This is a genomic window from Streptomyces sp. NBC_00271, from assembly GCF_036178845.1.
Lineage (GTDB): Bacteria > Actinomycetota > Actinomycetes > Streptomycetales > Streptomycetaceae > Streptomyces.
The window spans coordinates 9,576,679-9,593,527 of record NZ_CP108070.1 but is presented as its reverse complement, the minus strand read 5'-3'; the positions used below and the strand labels follow the sequence as shown (position 1 = coordinate 9,593,527).

The 16,849-nt window shown below is 70.8% G+C and carries 15 protein-coding genes; 11 read left to right on the top strand and 4 right to left on the bottom strand.

What is annotated here, in order from left to right; translation table 11 throughout:
* Positions 1-6 precede the first annotated feature (6 nt).
* From tal to OG798_RS43610, 7 genes are all read left to right on the top strand, one after another.
* A complete protein-coding gene (gene tal / locus OG798_RS43640; protein ID WP_121414278.1) occupies positions 7-1,152 on the top strand; it encodes a transaldolase in 1,146 nt (381 codons plus the stop codon).
* The gene (zwf, locus tag OG798_RS43635; RefSeq protein WP_328758846.1) at positions 1,149-2,834 is read left to right on the top strand and encodes a glucose-6-phosphate dehydrogenase; all 1,686 of its coding nucleotides are present in this window, start codon (positions 1,149-1,151) and stop codon (positions 2,832-2,834) included. The genes tal and zwf overlap by 4 nt, the downstream gene beginning before the upstream one ends.
* Complete coding sequence (gene opcA, locus OG798_RS43630) at positions 2,831-3,769, top strand: glucose-6-phosphate dehydrogenase assembly protein OpcA (protein WP_121414279.1); 939 nt, start codon at positions 2,831-2,833, stop codon at positions 3,767-3,769. Before zwf ends, opcA begins: the two co-directional genes overlap by 4 nt.
* On the top strand, positions 3,762-5,411 hold the full coding sequence (pgi, locus tag OG798_RS43625) for a glucose-6-phosphate isomerase (RefSeq protein ID WP_328758843.1): 1,650 nt from the start codon (positions 3,762-3,764) through the stop codon (positions 5,409-5,411). Before opcA ends, pgi begins: the two co-directional genes overlap by 8 nt.
* A 5-nt stretch (positions 5,412-5,416) precedes the next feature.
* Positions 5,417-6,295: a phosphogluconate dehydrogenase (NAD(+)-dependent, decarboxylating) gene (gene gnd / locus OG798_RS43620; RefSeq protein ID WP_328758842.1), complete on the top strand. Its 879-nt coding sequence runs from the start codon at positions 5,417-5,419 to the stop codon at positions 6,293-6,295.
* 5 nt (positions 6,296-6,300) lie between these two features.
* A complete protein-coding gene (locus tag OG798_RS43615) occupies positions 6,301-6,906 on the top strand; it encodes a histidine phosphatase family protein (RefSeq protein WP_328758841.1) in 606 nt (201 codons plus the stop codon).
* Positions 6,907-6,987: 81 nt separating this feature from the next.
* The gene (locus OG798_RS43610) at positions 6,988-7,443 is read left to right on the top strand and encodes a tellurite resistance TerB family protein (RefSeq protein ID WP_054234523.1); all 456 of its coding nucleotides are present in this window, start codon (positions 6,988-6,990) and stop codon (positions 7,441-7,443) included.
* Between the two features lie 52 nt (positions 7,444-7,495).
* On the opposite strand, the gene OG798_RS43605 is transcribed toward OG798_RS43610, so the two are convergent.
* The 3 genes from OG798_RS43605 to OG798_RS43595 form a co-directional block, all read right to left on the bottom strand.
* Positions 7,496-8,458 (bottom strand): hypothetical protein, encoded by a 963-nt coding sequence (locus OG798_RS43605; protein WP_267063541.1) that lies wholly within the window; start codon positions 8,456-8,458, stop codon positions 7,496-7,498.
* 262 nt (positions 8,459-8,720) lie between these two features.
* On the bottom strand, positions 8,721-10,523 hold the full coding sequence (locus OG798_RS43600) for a bifunctional sugar phosphate isomerase/epimerase/4-hydroxyphenylpyruvate dioxygenase family protein (RefSeq protein WP_328758840.1): 1,803 nt from the start codon (positions 10,521-10,523) through the stop codon (positions 8,721-8,723).
* Between the two features lie 263 nt (positions 10,524-10,786).
* A complete protein-coding gene (locus OG798_RS43595; RefSeq protein ID WP_383120087.1) occupies positions 10,787-11,662 on the bottom strand; it encodes a shikimate dehydrogenase in 876 nt (291 codons plus the stop codon).
* A 162-nt stretch (positions 11,663-11,824) separates the two neighbouring features.
* On the opposite strand from OG798_RS43595, the gene OG798_RS43590 reads away from it, so the two are divergent.
* Positions 11,825-12,490 carry a TetR/AcrR family transcriptional regulator gene (locus OG798_RS43590; protein WP_328758837.1) on the top strand — a complete coding sequence of 222 codons (666 nt, stop codon included), beginning with the start codon at positions 11,825-11,827 and terminating at the stop codon, positions 12,488-12,490.
* A gap of 304 nt (positions 12,491-12,794) precedes the next feature.
* Entirely contained in the window at positions 12,795-14,147 is a 1,353-nt protein-coding gene (locus tag OG798_RS43585) for an MFS transporter (protein ID WP_121414284.1), read from the top strand.
* Between the two features lie 158 nt (positions 14,148-14,305).
* Here OG798_RS43585 and OG798_RS43580 read toward each other — a convergent pair whose 3' ends face one another.
* Complete coding sequence (locus OG798_RS43580; RefSeq protein ID WP_095851468.1) at positions 14,306-14,746, bottom strand: PPOX class F420-dependent oxidoreductase; 441 nt, start codon at positions 14,744-14,746, stop codon at positions 14,306-14,308.
* A gap of 99 nt (positions 14,747-14,845) precedes the next feature.
* Between OG798_RS43580 and OG798_RS43575 the strand changes: the two genes are divergently transcribed.
* Together OG798_RS43575 and OG798_RS43570 are read left to right on the top strand one after the other, a co-directional pair.
* Positions 14,846-15,424 (top strand): TetR/AcrR family transcriptional regulator, encoded by a 579-nt coding sequence (locus OG798_RS43575; RefSeq protein ID WP_328758835.1) that lies wholly within the window; start codon positions 14,846-14,848, stop codon positions 15,422-15,424.
* Positions 15,421-16,833: an MFS transporter gene (locus OG798_RS43570; protein WP_328758834.1), complete on the top strand. Its 1,413-nt coding sequence runs from the start codon at positions 15,421-15,423 to the stop codon at positions 16,831-16,833. The genes OG798_RS43575 and OG798_RS43570 overlap by 4 nt, the downstream gene beginning before the upstream one ends.
* The last annotated feature ends 16 nt before the right edge of the window (positions 16,834-16,849 follow it).

The following is a 16,849-nucleotide window of genomic DNA, read 5'->3' as shown; positions in this document are numbered from 1 at the left end:
AGGAAGATGATCACTGTGACCGAAGCAACCGCGACCGCGGTAACCCTGAAGCGCCTCTCCGACGAAGGCGTCTCCATCTGGCTGGACGACCTCTCCCGCAAGCGCATCGCCTCCGGCAACCTCGCCGAACTCGTAGCGACCAGGCACGTGGTGGGCGTCACCACCAACCCCTCCATCTTCCAGGCCGCCATCGGCTCCGGTGAGGGGTACGAGGAGCAGCTCGGCGACCTGGCCGAGCGCGGCGTGACGGTCGACGAGGCCGTGCGGATGATGACGACGGCCGACGTCCGTGCCGCCGCCGACATCCTGCGCCCGGTCCACGACGCGACCGCCGGCCGTGACGGCCGGGTCTCCATCGAGGTCGACCCGCGCCTCGCCCACAACACCGGGGCGACCGTCGCCGAGGCCAAGCAGCTCTCCTGGCTCGTCGACCGCCCGAACGTGATGATCAAGATCCCGGCGACGAAGGCCGGTCTCCCGGCGATCACCGAGGTCATCGGCCTCGGCATCAGCGTCAACGTGACGCTGATCTTCTCCCTGGAGCGCTACCGCGAGGTGATGGACGCCTATCTGGCGGGCCTGGAGAAGGCCCAGGCGGCGGGCATCGACCTCGCCACCATCCACTCCGTCGCCTCCTTCTTCGTCTCCCGCGTCGACAGCGAGATCGACAAGCGGCTGACGAAGGTCGGGACCGACGAGGCCCTCGCCCTCAAGGGCAGGGCGGCGCTCGCCAACGCGCGGCTCGCCTACGAGGCGTACGAAGAGGTGTTCGCCTCCGCCCGCTGGACCGCGCTCGCCCCGGCCGGCGCCAACAAGCAGCGCCCGCTGTGGGCCTCGACGGGCGTCAAGGACCCCTCGTACAAGGACACGTTGTACGTCGACGAGCTGGTCGCGCCGGGCACGGTCAACACCATGCCGGAGGCGACGCTCAACGCCACGGCCGACCACGGTGACATCCACGGCGACGCGGTGACCGGCGGCTACGCCCAGGCGCGCGCCGACCTGGCCGCCGTGGAAGGGCTCGGGATCTCCTACGACGAGGTGGTCAACCAGCTGGAGGACGAGGGCGTCTCGAAGTTCGAGGCGGCCTGGGATGACCTGCTCGACGCGGTTGCGACCTCGCTGAGCAGCAAGGGAGTTGAAGGGGAATGACCAAGCTTGAAGCGCTTCCCGGCGGTACCCCGCAGGATGCGGCCACCGCGCCGGAGGGATCTGGTGACACGACCGTGGAACCGGACGGTGTGAAGCCGGTCGATGCGAAGGCTGTCGAGGCGAAGGCCGAGGCCAAGAGCAACGGCCCTGTTCCGGTGGCGGAATGGGAGAACCCGCTCCGTGACCCCCGTGACCGCCGCCTCCCCCGTATCGCGGGCCCCTCGGGCCTCGTCATCTTCGGTGTCACCGGCGACCTGTCCCGCAAGAAGCTGATGCCGGCCGTCTACGACCTCGCCAACCGCGGTCTGCTGCCGCCGGGCTTCTCGCTCGTCGGGTTCGCCCGCCGCGACTGGGAGGACGAGGACTTCGCGCAGATCGTGCACGACTCGGTGAAGGAACACGCGCGCACCCCGTTCCGGGAGGAGGTCTGGCAGCAGCTCGCCGAGGGCATGCGGTTCATCCCGGGCACCTTCGACGACGACACGGCGTTCAAGCAGCTGCGCTCCGCCATCGAGGAGCTGGACGCGGCCCGGGGCACCAGCGGCAACTACGCGTTCTACCTCTCCGTGCCCCCGAAGTTCTTCCCGAAGGTCGTCCAGCAGCTCAAGAAGCACGGGCTCGCGAGCCCGCCGGAGGGTTCCTGGCGGCGCGCGGTCATCGAGAAGCCGTTCGGCCACGACCTCGAGAGCGCGCGCGAGCTGAACGCGCTCGTGCACGACGTGTTCGACCCGGAGCAGGTCTTCCGCATCGACCACTACCTCGGCAAGGAGACCGTCCAGAACATCCTGGCGCTCCGCTTCGCCAACCAGATGTACGAGCCGATCTGGAACCGGTCGTACGTCGACCACGTGCAGATCACCATGGCGGAGGACATCGGCATCGGCGGCCGGGCCGGCTACTACGACGGCATCGGTTCGGCCCGTGACGTGATCCAGAACCACCTGCTCCAGCTGATGGCGCTGACCGCCATGGAGGAGCCGATCGCCTTCGACGCCGAGTCGCTGCTGACCGAGAAGCTCAAGGTCCTCAAGTCGGTGAAGCTGCCGGAGAACCTGGGCGAGCACACGGTGCGCGGCCAGTACGCGGCGGCCTGGCAGGGCGGCGAGAAGGTGCGCGGCTATCTGCAGGAGGAGGGCATCGACCCCAAGTCGACGACCGACACCTACGCGGCCGTCAAGCTGGAGGTCGACAACCGCCGCTGGGCGGGCGTCCCCTTCTATCTGCGCACCGGCAAGCGCCTGGGCCGGCGGGTGACGGAGATCGCGGTGGTCTTCCAGCGCGCCCCGCACTCACCGTTCGACTCGACCGCCACCGAGGAGCTCGGCCAGAACGCGATCGTGATCCGCGTCCAGCCCGACGAGGGCATGACGGTGCGCTTCGGATCGAAGGTCCCGGGTACGTCGATGGAGATCCGGGACGTCACGATGGACTTCGCCTACGGCGAGTCGTTCACCGAGTCCAGCCCGGAGGCGTACGAACGGCTGATTCTGGATGTCCTGCTCGGCGACGCCAATCTCTTCCCCCGTCATCAGGAGGTGGAAGAGTCCTGGAAGGTCCTCGACCCGATCGAGGAGTACTGGGAGACCCATGGCAAGCCCGCGCAGTACCCCTCGGGCAGCTGGGGTCCGAAGGAAGCCGACGAGATGCTCGCACGAGACGGACGGAGCTGGCGCAGGCCATGAAGATCGACCTGACCGACACCACGGCAAGCAAGATCAACAAGGCGCTCGTGCAGGGGCGCCGCGCCATCGGCACCCCCGCCGTGGGCATGGTCCTGACGATGGTCATCGTCACCGACGAAGAGAACGCGTACGACTCGATCAAGGCCGCCGAGGAGGCCTCGCGCGAGCACCCCTCACGCACCCTGGTCGTCATCAAGCGACACGCCCGCACCCCGCGCGACCGCACCAACTCGCGCCTCGACGCCGAGGTCCGGGTGGGCGCCGACTCCGGTGCCGGTGAGACCGTCGTGCTGCGGACCTACGGCGAGGTGTCCGACCACGCCGACTCCGTGGTCCTGCCGCTGCTGCTGCCGGACGCGCCCGTCGTCGTCTGGTGGCCGGTGGACGCCCCCAAGGTGCCCGCCAAGGACCCGCTGGGAGCCCTCGCGCAGCGCAGGATCACCGACATGTACGCCGTCGAGGCGCCCCTCACGGCCCTGGAGGCCCGCGTCAACTCCTACGCGCCGGGCGACACCGACCTGGCGTGGACCCGGCTGACGCCCTGGCGCTCGATGCTGGCCGCCGCGCTCGACCAGGCCCGTACGAAGGTGATCTCGGCCGCCGTCGAGAGCGAGGCCGACAACCCGAGCGCCGAGCTGCTCGCCCGCTGGCTGGGCGCCCGGCTCGAAGTGTCGGTCGAGCGGGTCGTCACCGCCGGTCCGGTGGTGACCGCGGTGCGGCTCGGCACGGCGAACGGCGAGATCGTGATCGACCGGCCCGAGGGACCGCTGGCCACCCTGTCGCTGCCCGGGCAGCCCTCCCGCACCCTCGCGCTGAAGGTGCGCAGCACTTCCGAGCTGATCGCCGAGGAGCTGCGCCGCCTCGACGCGGACGAGATGTACGCCGTCGCCCTGCGGGGCGAGAGCGGCACCAAGGAGACCCCCCGTCATGCCTGACTCCCCCAAGCTCACGCGGCGTCCGGAGTGGGTGGCCCTGGAGGACCACCGCGCGGACGGTCTGCTCCACCCGCGGCTGCGTGAGCTGTTCGCCGCCGATCCCGCCCGCGCCGAGCGCTATGTCGTGCGGGTCGGCGATCTGCGGATCGACTACTCCAAGCATCTGATCACGGACGAGACCCTCGCCCTCCTCCAGGAACTGGCCACCGCCACCGACGTGTTCGGGCTGCGGGACGCGATGTTCCGCGGCGAGAGGATCAACGTCACCGAGGACAGGGCGGTGCTGCACACCGCCCTGCGGGCCCCGCGGAACGCGGTGATCGAGGTCGACGGGGAGAACGTCGTCCCTGGCGTGCACGCCGTGCTCGACAAGATGGCCGACTTCGCCGAGCGGGTCCGTTCGGGTGAGTGGACCGGTCACACCGGCAAGCGCATCAAGAACGTCGTGAACATCGGTATCGGCGGCTCCGACCTCGGTCCGGCGATGGCGTACGAGGCGCTGCGGGCCTTCACCGACCGCTCGCTGACCGTGCGGTTCGTGTCGAACGTGGACGGCGCCGATCTGCACGAGGCCGTCCGCGACCTCGACCCGGCCGAGACGCTGTTCATCATCGCCTCGAAGACGTTCACCACGATCGAGACGATCACCAACGCCACCTCGGCGCGGACCTGGCTGCTGGACAGGTTCGACGGCGACGAGAAGGCCGTCGCCAAGCACTTCGTGGCGCTGTCGACGAACGCCGGGAAGGTGTCGGACTTCGGCATCGACACGGCCAACATGTTCGGGTTCTGGGACTGGGTCGGCGGACGCTACTCCTTCGACTCGGCGATCGGCCTGTCGTTGATGATCGCGATCGGCCCGGACCGGTTCCGGGAGCTGCTCGACGGGTTCAGGCTCGTCGACGAGCACTTCCGTACGGCTCCCGCCGAGGCCAACGCGCCTTTGCTGCTGGGCCTGTTGGGCGTCTGGTACGGCAACTTCTTCGACGCCCAGTCGCACGCCGTACTGCCGTACTCGCACTACCTGTCCAAGTTCACCGCCTACCTGCAGCAGTTGGACATGGAGTCCAACGGCAAGTCGGTGGACCGCGAAGGCGACCCGGTGGAATGGCAGACCGGTCCGGTGGTGTGGGGCACACCCGGCACCAACGGGCAGCACGCCTACTACCAGCTCATCCACCAGGGCACGAAGCTGATCCCGGCCGACTTCATTGGCTTCGCCAACCCGGTCGACGAGCTGGAGCCCGAACTCGCCGCCCAGCACGACCTGTTGATGGCGAACTTCTTCGCGCAGACCCAGGCCCTCGCCTTCGGCAAGACGCCCGACGAGGTGCGCGCCGAGGGCGTGCCCGAGGAACTGGTCCCGCACAAGACGTTCAAGGGCAACCACCCGACGACGACGATCCTCGCGAGCGAGCTGACGCCGTCGGTCCTCGGCCAGCTCATCGCCCTCTACGAGCACAAGGTGTTCGTCCAGGGCGCGATCTGGAACATCGACTCCTTCGACCAGTGGGGCGTCGAACTCGGCAAGGTCCTCGCCAAGCGCGTCGAACCCGCGCTCACCGAAGGCGCCGACGTGCCCGGCCTCGACCCCTCCACCGCCGCCCTCGTGGCCGCGTACCGCACCCTCCGAAAGAAGTGACTGTCATGCAGCTCGGACTCATCGGCCTCGGCAAGATGGGCGGCAACATGCGCGAGCGGATCCGCCGCGCGGGCCACACGGTCGTCGGCTACGACCGCAACCCCGAGGTCTCGGACGTGGGCAGCCTCACCGAACTCGTGAGCGCGCTCGAAGGCCCGCGCGTGGTGTGGGTGATGGTCCCCGCCGGCGCCGCCACGCAGTCCACCATCGACCAGCTCGGCGAGCTCCTGGAGCCCGGTGACACCGTCGTCGACGGCGGCAACTCCCGCTGGACCGACGACGAGAAGCACGCGGAGGAACTGGCCGCCAAGGGCATCGGGTTCGTCGACGCGGGCGTCTCCGGCGGCGTCTGGGGCCTCAAGAACGGCTACGCGCTGATGGTCGGCGGCGACGCCGAGAACATCGCCAAGGTGCAGCCGATCTTCGACGCCCTCAAGCCCGAGGGTGACGCCGGCTTCGTGCACGCCGGCAAGGTCGGCGCGGGCCACTTCTCCAAGATGGTCCACAACGGCATCGAGTACGCCATGATGCAGGCCTACGCCGAGGGCTGGGAGCTCCTGGAGAAGGTCCACTCCGTCACCGACGTGCGCGAGGTCTTCCGCTCCTGGCAGGAAGGCACCGTCATCCGCTCCTGGCTGCTCGACCTCGCCGTCAACGCGCTGGACGACGACGAGCACCTGGAGAAGCTGCGCGGCTACGCGGACGACTCCGGCGAGGGCCGCTGGACCGTCGAGGCGGCCATCGACAACGCCGTCCCGCTGCCCGCCATCACCGCCTCCCTCTTCGCCCGGTTCGCCTCCCGCCAGGACGACTCCCCGCAGATGAAGATGATCGCGGCACTGCGCAACCAGTTCGGCGGCCACGCCGTCGAGGCGGCGAAGTAGCGACCATGGGCGACCTCCTGCTGGTCCGCCACGGCGAGACCGAGTGGAGCGTGTCGGGCCAGCACACCAGCTGGACCGACCTCCCCCTCACCCAGCACGGCGAGGAACAGGCCAAGTCCCTCGCCCCGCTGCTCGCAGGCCGGACCTTCGCCCTGGCCCTGACCAGCCCGCTCGGCCGCGCGATACGCACGGCGGAACTCGCGGGCGTGTACGGGGCCGAGGCCCATGCCGATCTGCACGAGTGGGACTACGGCGCGTACGAAGGCATCACGACCGTCGAGATACACCGCACCCGGCCCGACTGGTTCCTGTGGAACGACGGCGTGCCGCCCGGCCCCGACGGCCATCCCGGCGAGTCACCGGCGGAGGTGGGAGAGCGCGCGGACCGCGTGCTGTCCCGCGTCGGGCCGGCGCTCGCCGACGGCGACGTGATCCTCGTGGCACACGCCCACTTCCTGCGCGTGCTGACGGCCCGTCGGCTGGGGCTGTCCCCCGCGGACGGGCGGCTGTTCCAGCTCGCGACGGGTACCGTCAGCCGGCTGTCCACCGAGCACGGGCATCCTGTGATCGCCGAGTGGAACGCCACCGGAACTTCTGCGGCGGTTCGCTAGTTTCTACATTGCTGTAGAAATCGACGAGGCACGGTCCGCCCTCCGGGGCGGGCCGGGCCTCTCCCAACGTATGGAGCTCTCATGGCCCTGTGGGACCGCATCAAGGAGTCCGCGTCGACGATGCAGACCCAGCTCGTGGCGAAGAAGAACGATCTGAAGAGCGGTGCCTTCCGCGACGCGAGCATGGCGATGTGCGCGCTCGTCGCCGCGGCGGACGGGACGGTCGATCCCTCCGAGCGCCAGCGCGTCGCGCAGCTCATCGCCACGAACGAGGTGTTGCAGAACTTCGACGCCGACGACCTGCGCCGCCGCTTCGACGACAACCTGAACAAGCTGACCGCCGACTTCGCCTTCGGCAAGGTCAGCGTCCTCCAGGAGATCGCCAAGGCGAAGAAGAAGCCGGCCGAGGCGCGCGCCGTCATCCAGATCGGCATCGTCATCGGCGGCGCCGACGGCGACTTCGACAAGACCGAGCAGGCCGTCGTGCGCGAGGCGTGCTTCACCCTCGACCTGCCGCCGCACGAGTTCGACCTGTAGTTCCCCACCGGCCCGGCCGTGCCACCTCTGCGGCCGGGACACGTGAGGTGGCTCAGGCGCCGCGCGTGGCGCGCCTGCGCCACTTCACGTACTCCGCCTCCGGATCGCCGGTGCGGGACCAGGGCATCCGGCTGGCGCGCACCCCCAGGGTCTTGAAGAGCGGGGCCGCGAGGTCCGGCAGGCCCGCGTAGCTGGCGGCGTGCGCCAGGTAGTTGAGGTCGCGCACCTCCTCCGGCGCGGGCTGGCCGTCCGGGCGCGCGGCGATCCAGCGCTGCCAGGTACGCCGTACGTCGTCGACGGCTCCCTCGTGGTTCCAGTGCCCGTCGAGGTCGACGGGCGCGTCCGGCCGCCCGTTCGCCTCCTCCTGCAGAAAGCGGTACTCCTCCACGCGGGCGAACTGCACCAGGACCGGCAGCGCGCAGCCCGGTGGGGCGACGGCCGCCGCGTCGCGGGCGAAGTCGTACATCAGACCGTGGGTGCCGTGCCAGCGCGCCGAGTAGTAGCGCAGCACATGGAGGTGCCCCTCGATCGTGTAGGGGTCGCGGGCGTGCAACTCGTCCCACCAGCGGCCGAGTTCCTGGCGGCGCACCCCGGCGGCGTAGAGCCGGGCGACGGAGATGAGGCAGATCCACGGTGTGGGGTCATCGGGGTAGGCCTCGGCGCCCTGCAGACAGGCCATCACCGCCCGGTCGACGCGCCGCTGCTCGACGGGTGCGCTCCCGCCCGCGGCGGTGGCGAGGGTGAAGGCCCTGGCCACCTCGGTCGCGGCCCGCAGTACCAGGGCGTCGGGGCTGCGCGGCTCCGCGGCGAGCCAGGACTCGACCGCGGAGTTGCCCGCGCACGCGGGCGCGAGCAGCCGGATCCGGTGGGCGCGCACGGACCATGCGGGGCCGGTCACCCGCAGCAGATCCCGCAGACCCTGCCAGCGCCCGTTGGCGATGTCCTTGCGTGCGGTGCTGAGGGGCGCGTCCCCGTAGTCGGGGTCGAAGTCGGGGGTGAAGCGGTCTCCCGGCATGGGCTCCCTCTCAAAACGTGAAGCACTGAAACCGGCCTCGGAGCCGGAGGCCGATTGCTCCACGTCCTGGGCAGCAGACTGGGGGCGATACCGTGCTGCCGCTGTCATCGGCCGACGGTCGCTCCGCAGAGGTGTTCCGCGGGTGGTGTGATGATAGCGGTGGTCATTGGTGTTTCAATGTCAACTGACGGGTAATATGCGCCGCCTGGGGCTCGGACGAACGGCATCGTGACGCGAGTGGCGCCGTGACACGGCCGAGGGGTCAGCGCCCCGCTCGGCGCGGCAGGTGCTGCGCGGCCAGCCGCACCGGGGCGTTCTGCGCTCCGTAGCCCCGGTAACCGCCGTCACGCTGGACGAGCTCGAAGAAGACGCGGCCCACCGTCTCCGTGTAGCAGTGGCGGAACTCGCCCTCCGCGTCACGGTCGTAGAGGATGCCGAGTTCGCGGTACGTCTCCGGCTCGCCGTCGGCAAACTCATACCGTGCGGCGAGGTCGTCGTAGTAGTTCGCGGGCATCGCCAGCAGTCGCCCGCCGGCCTCGCGGAAGCGGCGGGCCGCGGTGACCACGTCGTCGGTGGCGAGGGCGATGTGCTGGGCGCGGGCGCCCTCGTCGGTGGGGGCGGGCCCGACGCCGAGGGCGATACGGACGCTGCCGTCGGCGTTGGTGACCGCGCGGCTGCGGTGCAGTCCGTACGGGTCGGCGACATCGACGCTGTCCTGTGCGCTCAGCCCGAGCACACTGCGGTGGAAGAGGGCCGCCTCGTCGAACTGGTGCCAGGGCTGGGTGAGGGCCAGGTGGTCGATGCGGGCCACGTGCTGCGGGAGTCGTTCGTGCGGGACCGGCACGAAGTCGCCCGTCCACCGCGCGAGTTCGGGGTGCCCGGAGCGGTCCGTGACACAGAAGAAGAGTTCGGTGCCGTCGGGGGCGGCCACCGCGTCCAGCGGTGCGTCCTCGGGGGCGCGGCGGCGGGGCAGGACCGGGGCGAGGAGGGATTCGGCGCGCCGGGCCGCGGCGGCCGGGTCCGGGGACTCCAGGCCGACGGCGGCGAGGGAGGTGCCGTCGCGCCGGGCGGCCGGTCCGGTGTTCACGAGGACACGGGCCTCGCCCTGCTGCCAGAGATCGACGGGCTTGCTGCGGTGCCTGGCCCTGCGGGTGAAGCCGAGGGCGCCGAGGAGGGCGGTGACGGGTTCGACGTCGGGGGTGACGAGCTCGGCGAAGGCGACACCGGTCGGCACCACGGGCGCGGGCGGGGCCGCGAGTCCCGTCGCCTCCTGGAGGACGAGGAGGGAGCGACGCGCGTCCACGGCGGTCGGTCCGGCCTCGGCCTGCCGGAAGACGTCGTTGAAGACCTCGAGGGAGAGCGGTCCGCGGTATCCGGCCCGCAGGACGTGTCCGAGGAACCCCGCGATGTCGAAGCCGCCCTGGCCCGGGAAGCAACGGTAGTGGCGGCTCCACTGCAGGACGTCCATCGCCATCAGGGGGGCGTCGGCCAGTTGCAGGAAGAAGATCTTCTCGCCGGGGATGTCCTCGATGCCCTTGGGGTCGCCGCCGCGGGCGAGGATGTGGAAGCTGTCCAGGCAGGTGCCGAGGGCGGGGTGGTCCGCGGCTTCGACGATGCTCCAGGCGTGGTCGTACGTACTCACATGGCGGCCCCACGCGAGCGCCTCGTAGGCGACGCGCATACCGAAGTCCTGTGCGAGGTCCGCGAGCCGGCGCAGCTGGTCGGCCGCGAGCGCGTCGTCGTCCACGGCGAGCGGGGAGACGCTGGAGCAGACCAGGACCGTGTCGGTGCCGAGGCGGCGCATGAGTTCGAACTTGTGCCGGGCGCGGCGCAGATTGCGGGCGAACTCTTCTTCGGGCACCGCTTCGATGTCCCGCATCGGCTGGTACAGGTCGATGCTCAGACCGAGGTCCGCGGTGCGGGCCCGGATCTCCTCGGGGGTGAGGGGGCTCGCGAGCAGATCGTTCTCGAAGATCTCCACCCCGTCGAACCCGGCCCGTCCCGCAGCCGTGAGCTTCTCGGTCAGGGACCCACTGAGCGAGACAGTGGCAATGGACGTACGCACGTCGATACTCCTTAGCTGTCGCTCCACAGAGAGGCACGGCGAGAGCCGCCGGCTCAGGCGCGCCCCGTACGGGGCGCGGGGCTGTGAAAAGTGCGGCTCCGCCGCGTGGGCGCGCCCCGCACCCGCGCACCCGCCCCGCAGGGGGCGCGGGGGCTGCGCGATCAACCCCCACCGCCCCGTAAGGGGCGCGGGGCACTGCGCGACCAGCCCCCACGCCCCGCACCCCGCCACACAACCCGAGCCACCCCACCCATCAGGCGACCTCAGCCACCAACACCCGCACCCGATACACCCGCCAGCTCGGCAATGTCCGCCAGCATCCGAACGGCATCCGGCTCCCGCCCCGTGAACAGCCGAAACGCGTCCGCCGCCTGGAACACGGCCATGCCCCCGCCGTCCAGCGTCGCGCACCCCACCGCCCGGGCCGTGCGCAGCAACTCGGTCTCCAGCGGCCGGTACACCACCTCGGCGACCCACAGACCGGGATGCAGCAGCTCGGCCGGGAAGGGCAGCCCGGGATGGGCCGCCATCCCGGTGGGCGTCGCGTGCACCACCCCGTCGCCGCGGCCGAGCAGCCCCCCGAGCGCGTCCGGCGCCGCGGCCGCCGCCCGCCCCGCACCGAAGTGCCGGTTCAGCCCGGCGGCGAGATCCGCCGCCCGGTCCGGCATCGCGTCCACGACGGTGACGTGCCCCGCGCCCAGCGTCAGCACGGCGTGGGCGACGGCCGCCCCCGCCCCGCCCGCACCCAGCTGCACGACCCGCTCCAGCGGGACATCGGGCAGCCCGCGCGCGAAGGACGCCGCGAACCCGGTGACATCGGTGTTGTGCCCGACCGCGCGGCCCCCCTCGAAGACGACGGTGTTGACCGCGCCGAGGGCCGCCGCCTGCGGAGCGAGCTCGTCGAGGTGGTCGATGACCAGTTGCTTGCAGGGGTGCGTGATGTTCAGCCCGTCGAAGCCGAGGTCCCGCGCGGCCCGTACGAGATCGCCCACCGCCTCCGGCCCGACGCCGAGCACGTCGATGTCGATCAGCCGGTACAGATAGCGCAGTCCCTGCCGGTCGGCCTCCCGCTCGTGCAGCGCGGGGCTGAGCGAGGGGCCGATGCCGGAACCGATGAGGCCGACGAGATACGTGTCCATGGTCACGGCGGACCTCCTGAGCGCTCACTAATGTACGAACTAGTACGTTAGCTATATCAGCATCCCGAGCTCGCGGGAAGGCCCGCCCCGGAACTCGGGACCACGGCGGCAGACCCTGCTTCTACAATCGCGGGCACTGACCCCCTCGCCCGAAGGAAGCCGATGACCAGCGTCGAAGAACCTGCACGGCCCGTCGGGCGCATCCGCGACGCCGCCCGGACCAAGGCCGAGATTCTCGACGTGGCGACCCAGGAGTTCTCCCGCGCCGGCTTCGCCGGTGCCCGCGTCGACGAGATCGCCGCCCGCACCCGCACCACCAAGCGGATGATCTATTACTACTTCGGCGGCAAGGAGCAGCTGTTCACGGCCGTTCTGGAGCGCGCGTACTCCGCGATCCGGAGGGCCGAACAGGATCTGGACGTCGAGCACTTGGACCCGGTCGCGGCCATCCGCAGGCTCGCCGAGCTGACCTTCGACCACCATGAGGCGCATCCGGACTTCATCCGGCTGGTCAGCATCGAGAACATCCACGAGGCGGAGCACATAGCGGCGTCCGAGGAACTCGGGAAGATCGGTTCGCCCGCGCTGGAGGTGATCCGCCGCATCCTGGAGACCGGCCGGAAGTCGGGGCTGTTCACGGCCGACGTCGACGCCGTGGACCTGCACGCGATGATCAGCTCGTTCTGCTTCTTCCGGGTCTCCAACCGGCATACCTTCGGCGCCCTCTTCGGCCGTGACCTGGTCGCCCCCGACCAGCGGGAGCACTACCGGACCATGCTCGGCGACATGGTCATCGCCTATCTGACGGCGGACCGCACGGAGGACTGAGAACGGCAGGACCGTCACCCCCTCTCCGTGCCTCGCTCCGGGGCCGGGCCGGGGCACGGCCGGGAAAGATCCTTCAGTACGACCTCTTGACACCCGGGAAACGTGGGCGCAACATCCGTAGCCATCCGCTACTAACTATCCAGTGGGTTAATTAGCCGGACGCGCTACGTTGAGCAGACCTCCCACCGTCGAGCAGACTCGTCGCATCCGGCACGGCCGACCCGTACACCCCCAGGGTCCCGGCACCTCTCCCCTCCGTCACTCCGTCACTCCCGTCCCCGGAGTTCCCTCGAAGGAGCACGCCGTGTCTGTCCCCGCCGTCCCGCTCGACGCGCCACCCGGCCAGCCCCGGAAGGCCGCCATGGCCGCCTGGATCGGCAGCGCCCTGGAGTACTACGACTTCTTCATCTACGGCAGCGCCGCGGCCCTGATCTTCCCGAAGGTCTTCTTCGACGAGTCGGACCCGGCCACCGCGACCCTCCTCTCGCTGGCCACGTTCGGCGTCGCGTATGCGGCCCGCCCGGTCGGCGCGCTCTTCCTCGGCCACTTCGGCGACCGAGTCGGCCGTAAGAAGATCATGGTCTTCACGCTGATCCTGATGGGCCTGTCGACGTTCCTCATCGGCTGTCTGCCCACCCGCGCCCAGGTCGGCGGCCTCGCCCCGGTCCTGCTGGTGCTCTGCCGCGTCCTCCAGGGCATCTCCGCGGCCGGTGAGCAGGCGAGCGCCAACTCCATGACGCTGGAGCACGCGCCGCCCCACCGCCGGGGCTTCTTCACCAGCTTCACCCTCAGCGGCACCCAGGGCGGCCAGCTCCTGGCGACCCTGGTGTTCCTGCCGGTCGCCGCGCTGCCCGAGGACCAACTGCTCTCCTGGGGCTGGCGCGTGCCGTTCTGGGCGAGCGTCGCGGTCGCCGTGGTCGGCTATGTCATCCGCCGCACGCTCCAGGAGACGCCGGCCTTCACCCAGCAGGCCGCGAGCGAGGGCGTTCCCAAGCTGCCGCTCCTCGTGCTCCTCCGCGAGCACTGGGCGGACGTCCTGCGGGTCGTGGCGGGCGCCCTGATCGCCTCGGTCAGCACGATCTTCACGGTCTGGGCGCTGGCGTACGGCACGAGCGACTCGGTCGGGCTGTCGCGCACGCAGATGCTGTGGGTGGGCGCGCTCGCCAACATCGTGGCCCTCGGCGCGATCCCCGCCTGGGCCACGCTCTCCGACCGGATCGGCCGCCGTCCGGTCTTTCTGATCGGCGCCGCGGGCAGCGCCGTGCTGATGTTCGCCTACCTGTGGGCCATCTCGACCGGCTCGTACCCCCTCGTCCTGCTCTTCGGCATCCTCGCCTTCGGTGTCGTGTACAGCGCGGCCAACGGTGTCTGGCCGTCCTTCTACGGCGAGATGTTCTCCACCCGCGTCCGGCTCTCCGGTATGGCGATCGGCACGCAGATCGGCTTCGCCGTCGCCGGGTTCGCGGTCACCTTCGCCGCGCAGATCGCGGGGCCGGGCGGCGACGACTGGTCGTCCGTGGCACTGTTCACCGCGGCGCTGTGCGTCCCGCCGGTGCTCGCCGCGCTCACCGCCCGCGAGACGCACACGGTGCCGACGGAGCAACTGGGCGAGCGGGCGCCCCAGGACGCCGCGAAGCACGAGGCCGTGACCGCCTGACCGCCCGACAGGGGGGCACGGTTGACAGCGGACGCTTTCGGCAAGAACATCGCCCGGAACAAGCGGAAAGAAACAGCGCGGTTACACAGAGCCACTCCGCGCACCCCGGCCGGGTTCAGGGGCGGCCGGTGTGCGCGGAGATCCCTTCGACCCTCGGCTCAGCGTCCGCGGGGGACGCCGTACGCGCGCTCCACGTGGAGCCGTAGGACGAGCCGGCCGTCGCTGACCATGGCGGCCCGGTAGTCGTCCCAGTCGGGGTGCTCGCCCCGGACCGCCCGGTAGAGCCGCACCAGTTCCTCGACGGTCTCGTCGTGGGGGTCCCGGGCGACGGGAGTGAGCTCGGCGGTGCCCTCGGCGACCGTGTACGCCCAACGGTCCTCGGCCGTCACATGGTAGGAGGCCCGCGGATCCCGGCGCAGATTGCGGGTCTTGGCGCGGTCGTCCGTGACCGAGACCCGGACGATCCGCTCATCGGGATCGTAGGCGTGGTTCACGTTGGACAGCTGGGGCCGGCCGTCCTTCTTGAGGGTGACCAGCACTCCGCCGTCGTACTCGGAGAGCAGCTTGAGCAGTGTGTCCTGCGTCGCGTCCTGAGTCATGTATCGCTCAACCCCGGGGAACGCATGGCCATTCCCGTCACGTAGACACCGTCTACCAAAATCGTAGACACCGTCTACGAGTACTGGTAGACAGTGTCCATGAGTGAAGCGGACACGGGGCTGCGGGCCCGGTTGATCGAGGTGGGCGTGGACCTGGTGACCACGCAGGGCGCGCAGGTTCTGACCCTGCGGGAGATCGCCCGTCGCGCGGGCGTCTCCCACGGTGCCCCGCGCCGCTACTTCCCGACCCATCTGGAACTGCTCTCCGCCATCGCGCGCCGGGGCTTCGCCGACCTGGGGGCCCGGGCGACGGAGGCGCTGGCCGACGGAGGTGCGAGTCCCCGCGCCCAGCTCACGACGCTGGGGAGGGTCTATCTCGATTTCGCCTTCACTCAGCCCGGGATGTACGAGCTGATGTTCCGTCATGATCTCTTGGAGAGTGGGACATTGGGGCTCCGGGAGACCAGCCTGCCGCTGTTCGGCGTCCTGGTGGACCTGGTCGGCCGGGCACGCCCCGAGGCCGACGCCGCGCTCGTCGCGGGCGCCCTCTGGGCGAACCTGCACGGGATCGCCCAGCTGTGGGGCTGGGGCAGCCTCCAACTCGCCACGGGAACAACCGACTTCGTAGCCCTGTTGGATGCCGCGCTGGACGCGCACCTCGGGCCGGAGGAGCGGTGAACCCCTCGGCGCGGCGCCGTCTCACGCTGGCCAACAGCGTCGTCGGGGCCGTGATCGTCGCGCTGGACGGAACCGTCCTCACCGTCGCGCAGCCCACGCTGCGGCGCGACCTGCACGCGTCGTTCGCGCAGGTGCAGTGGACCAGTACCGGCTATCTCATCGCGGTGGCCAGTCTGTTGGTGTTCGCGGGGCGACTCGGGGACCGGTACGGCCACCAACAGGTCTTCGCCGTGGGGATGGTGGGGTTCGGGGCGGCGTCGGCGGGGATCGGGCTTGCGCCCGACATCGGCTGGGTGATCGGACTGCGGGTCGCCCAGGGGGTCTTCGGCGCGCTGTCGCAGCCCGCCACGCTCGGGATGCTGCGCGCGGCCTACCCGCCCGACCGGCTCGGCATGCCCATCGCGCTGCGCACCAGCGCCATCGGTCTCGCGGCCGCCGCGGGTCCCCTCCTCGGCGGGGCGCTGGTCACCCAGCTGGGCTGGCGGGCCCTCTTCTTCCTGAACGTCGTACCCGCGCTCGTCATGGCCGCCCTGGCCCTGACCGTCCGGGACGCGCCCCGGGTCACAGGCTCGGCGGCCGGACTCGACCTGACCGGCGCGGCGCTGCTCGCGGTGGCCCTGGTCGCCCTGGTGCGCACGCTCGTCGTGCAGCCGGAGACCGGCCGGCTCACGGAGACCGTGCTCGGTCCGGTCGTCGCGACGGTCGCGGCAGCCGCGTTCGTACGGCACGAACGGCGCGCGGCGAGCCCGCTGGTGCCGCCCGGCCTGCTCGGCTCCCCCACGGTCGGCGCGGCGCTCGGCACCCTCGTGTGCGCCTCCGCGGCGCTGTTCGGCACGCTCTTCGTCAGCACCTACTACCTTCAGGACGTGCTCGGCCTCGACCCGCTCCAGAGCAGTCTGCGTGCGCTCCCGCTGGCCGTGATGATGGTCCTTGGCGCGCCGGTTTCCGCCGTACTGCTGCGCCGCTACGGCCCGCGCCGCACGACCGGGACCGCGATGCTGCTGCTCCTCCTCGGCGTCCTGCTGCTGTCCCGGCTCGACCGCGCCTCGACGGACCTGGCGATCGGCGCCGGATTCCTGCTCCTGGGCGCGGGGTTCGTCGCGGTGATGGTGAGCGCGACGGCCGTCGTCGTGCGCTGCGCGTCCGCCGGGTCGGCCGGGGTGGCGGGCGGGCTCCAGCAGACCGCGATGAACGTCGGACCGACGGTGGGGGTGGCCGTCGCGACCACGCTCGTCGGCCTGGCCGGCGTCGACATGGGCCCCGCGCTGACCGTCCTCGCGGCCCTCACGGCGGTCGGCGCGCTGTCGGCGCTGCGGCTTCCGGGCCGCGGCGACGCACCGGTCGCCGAGCGGCGACCCGCCGGTCACCCACCCGGCGACGCCGCCCGCGAAGTCCGTACGAGACGATGAGGGCGAGCGAGACGAT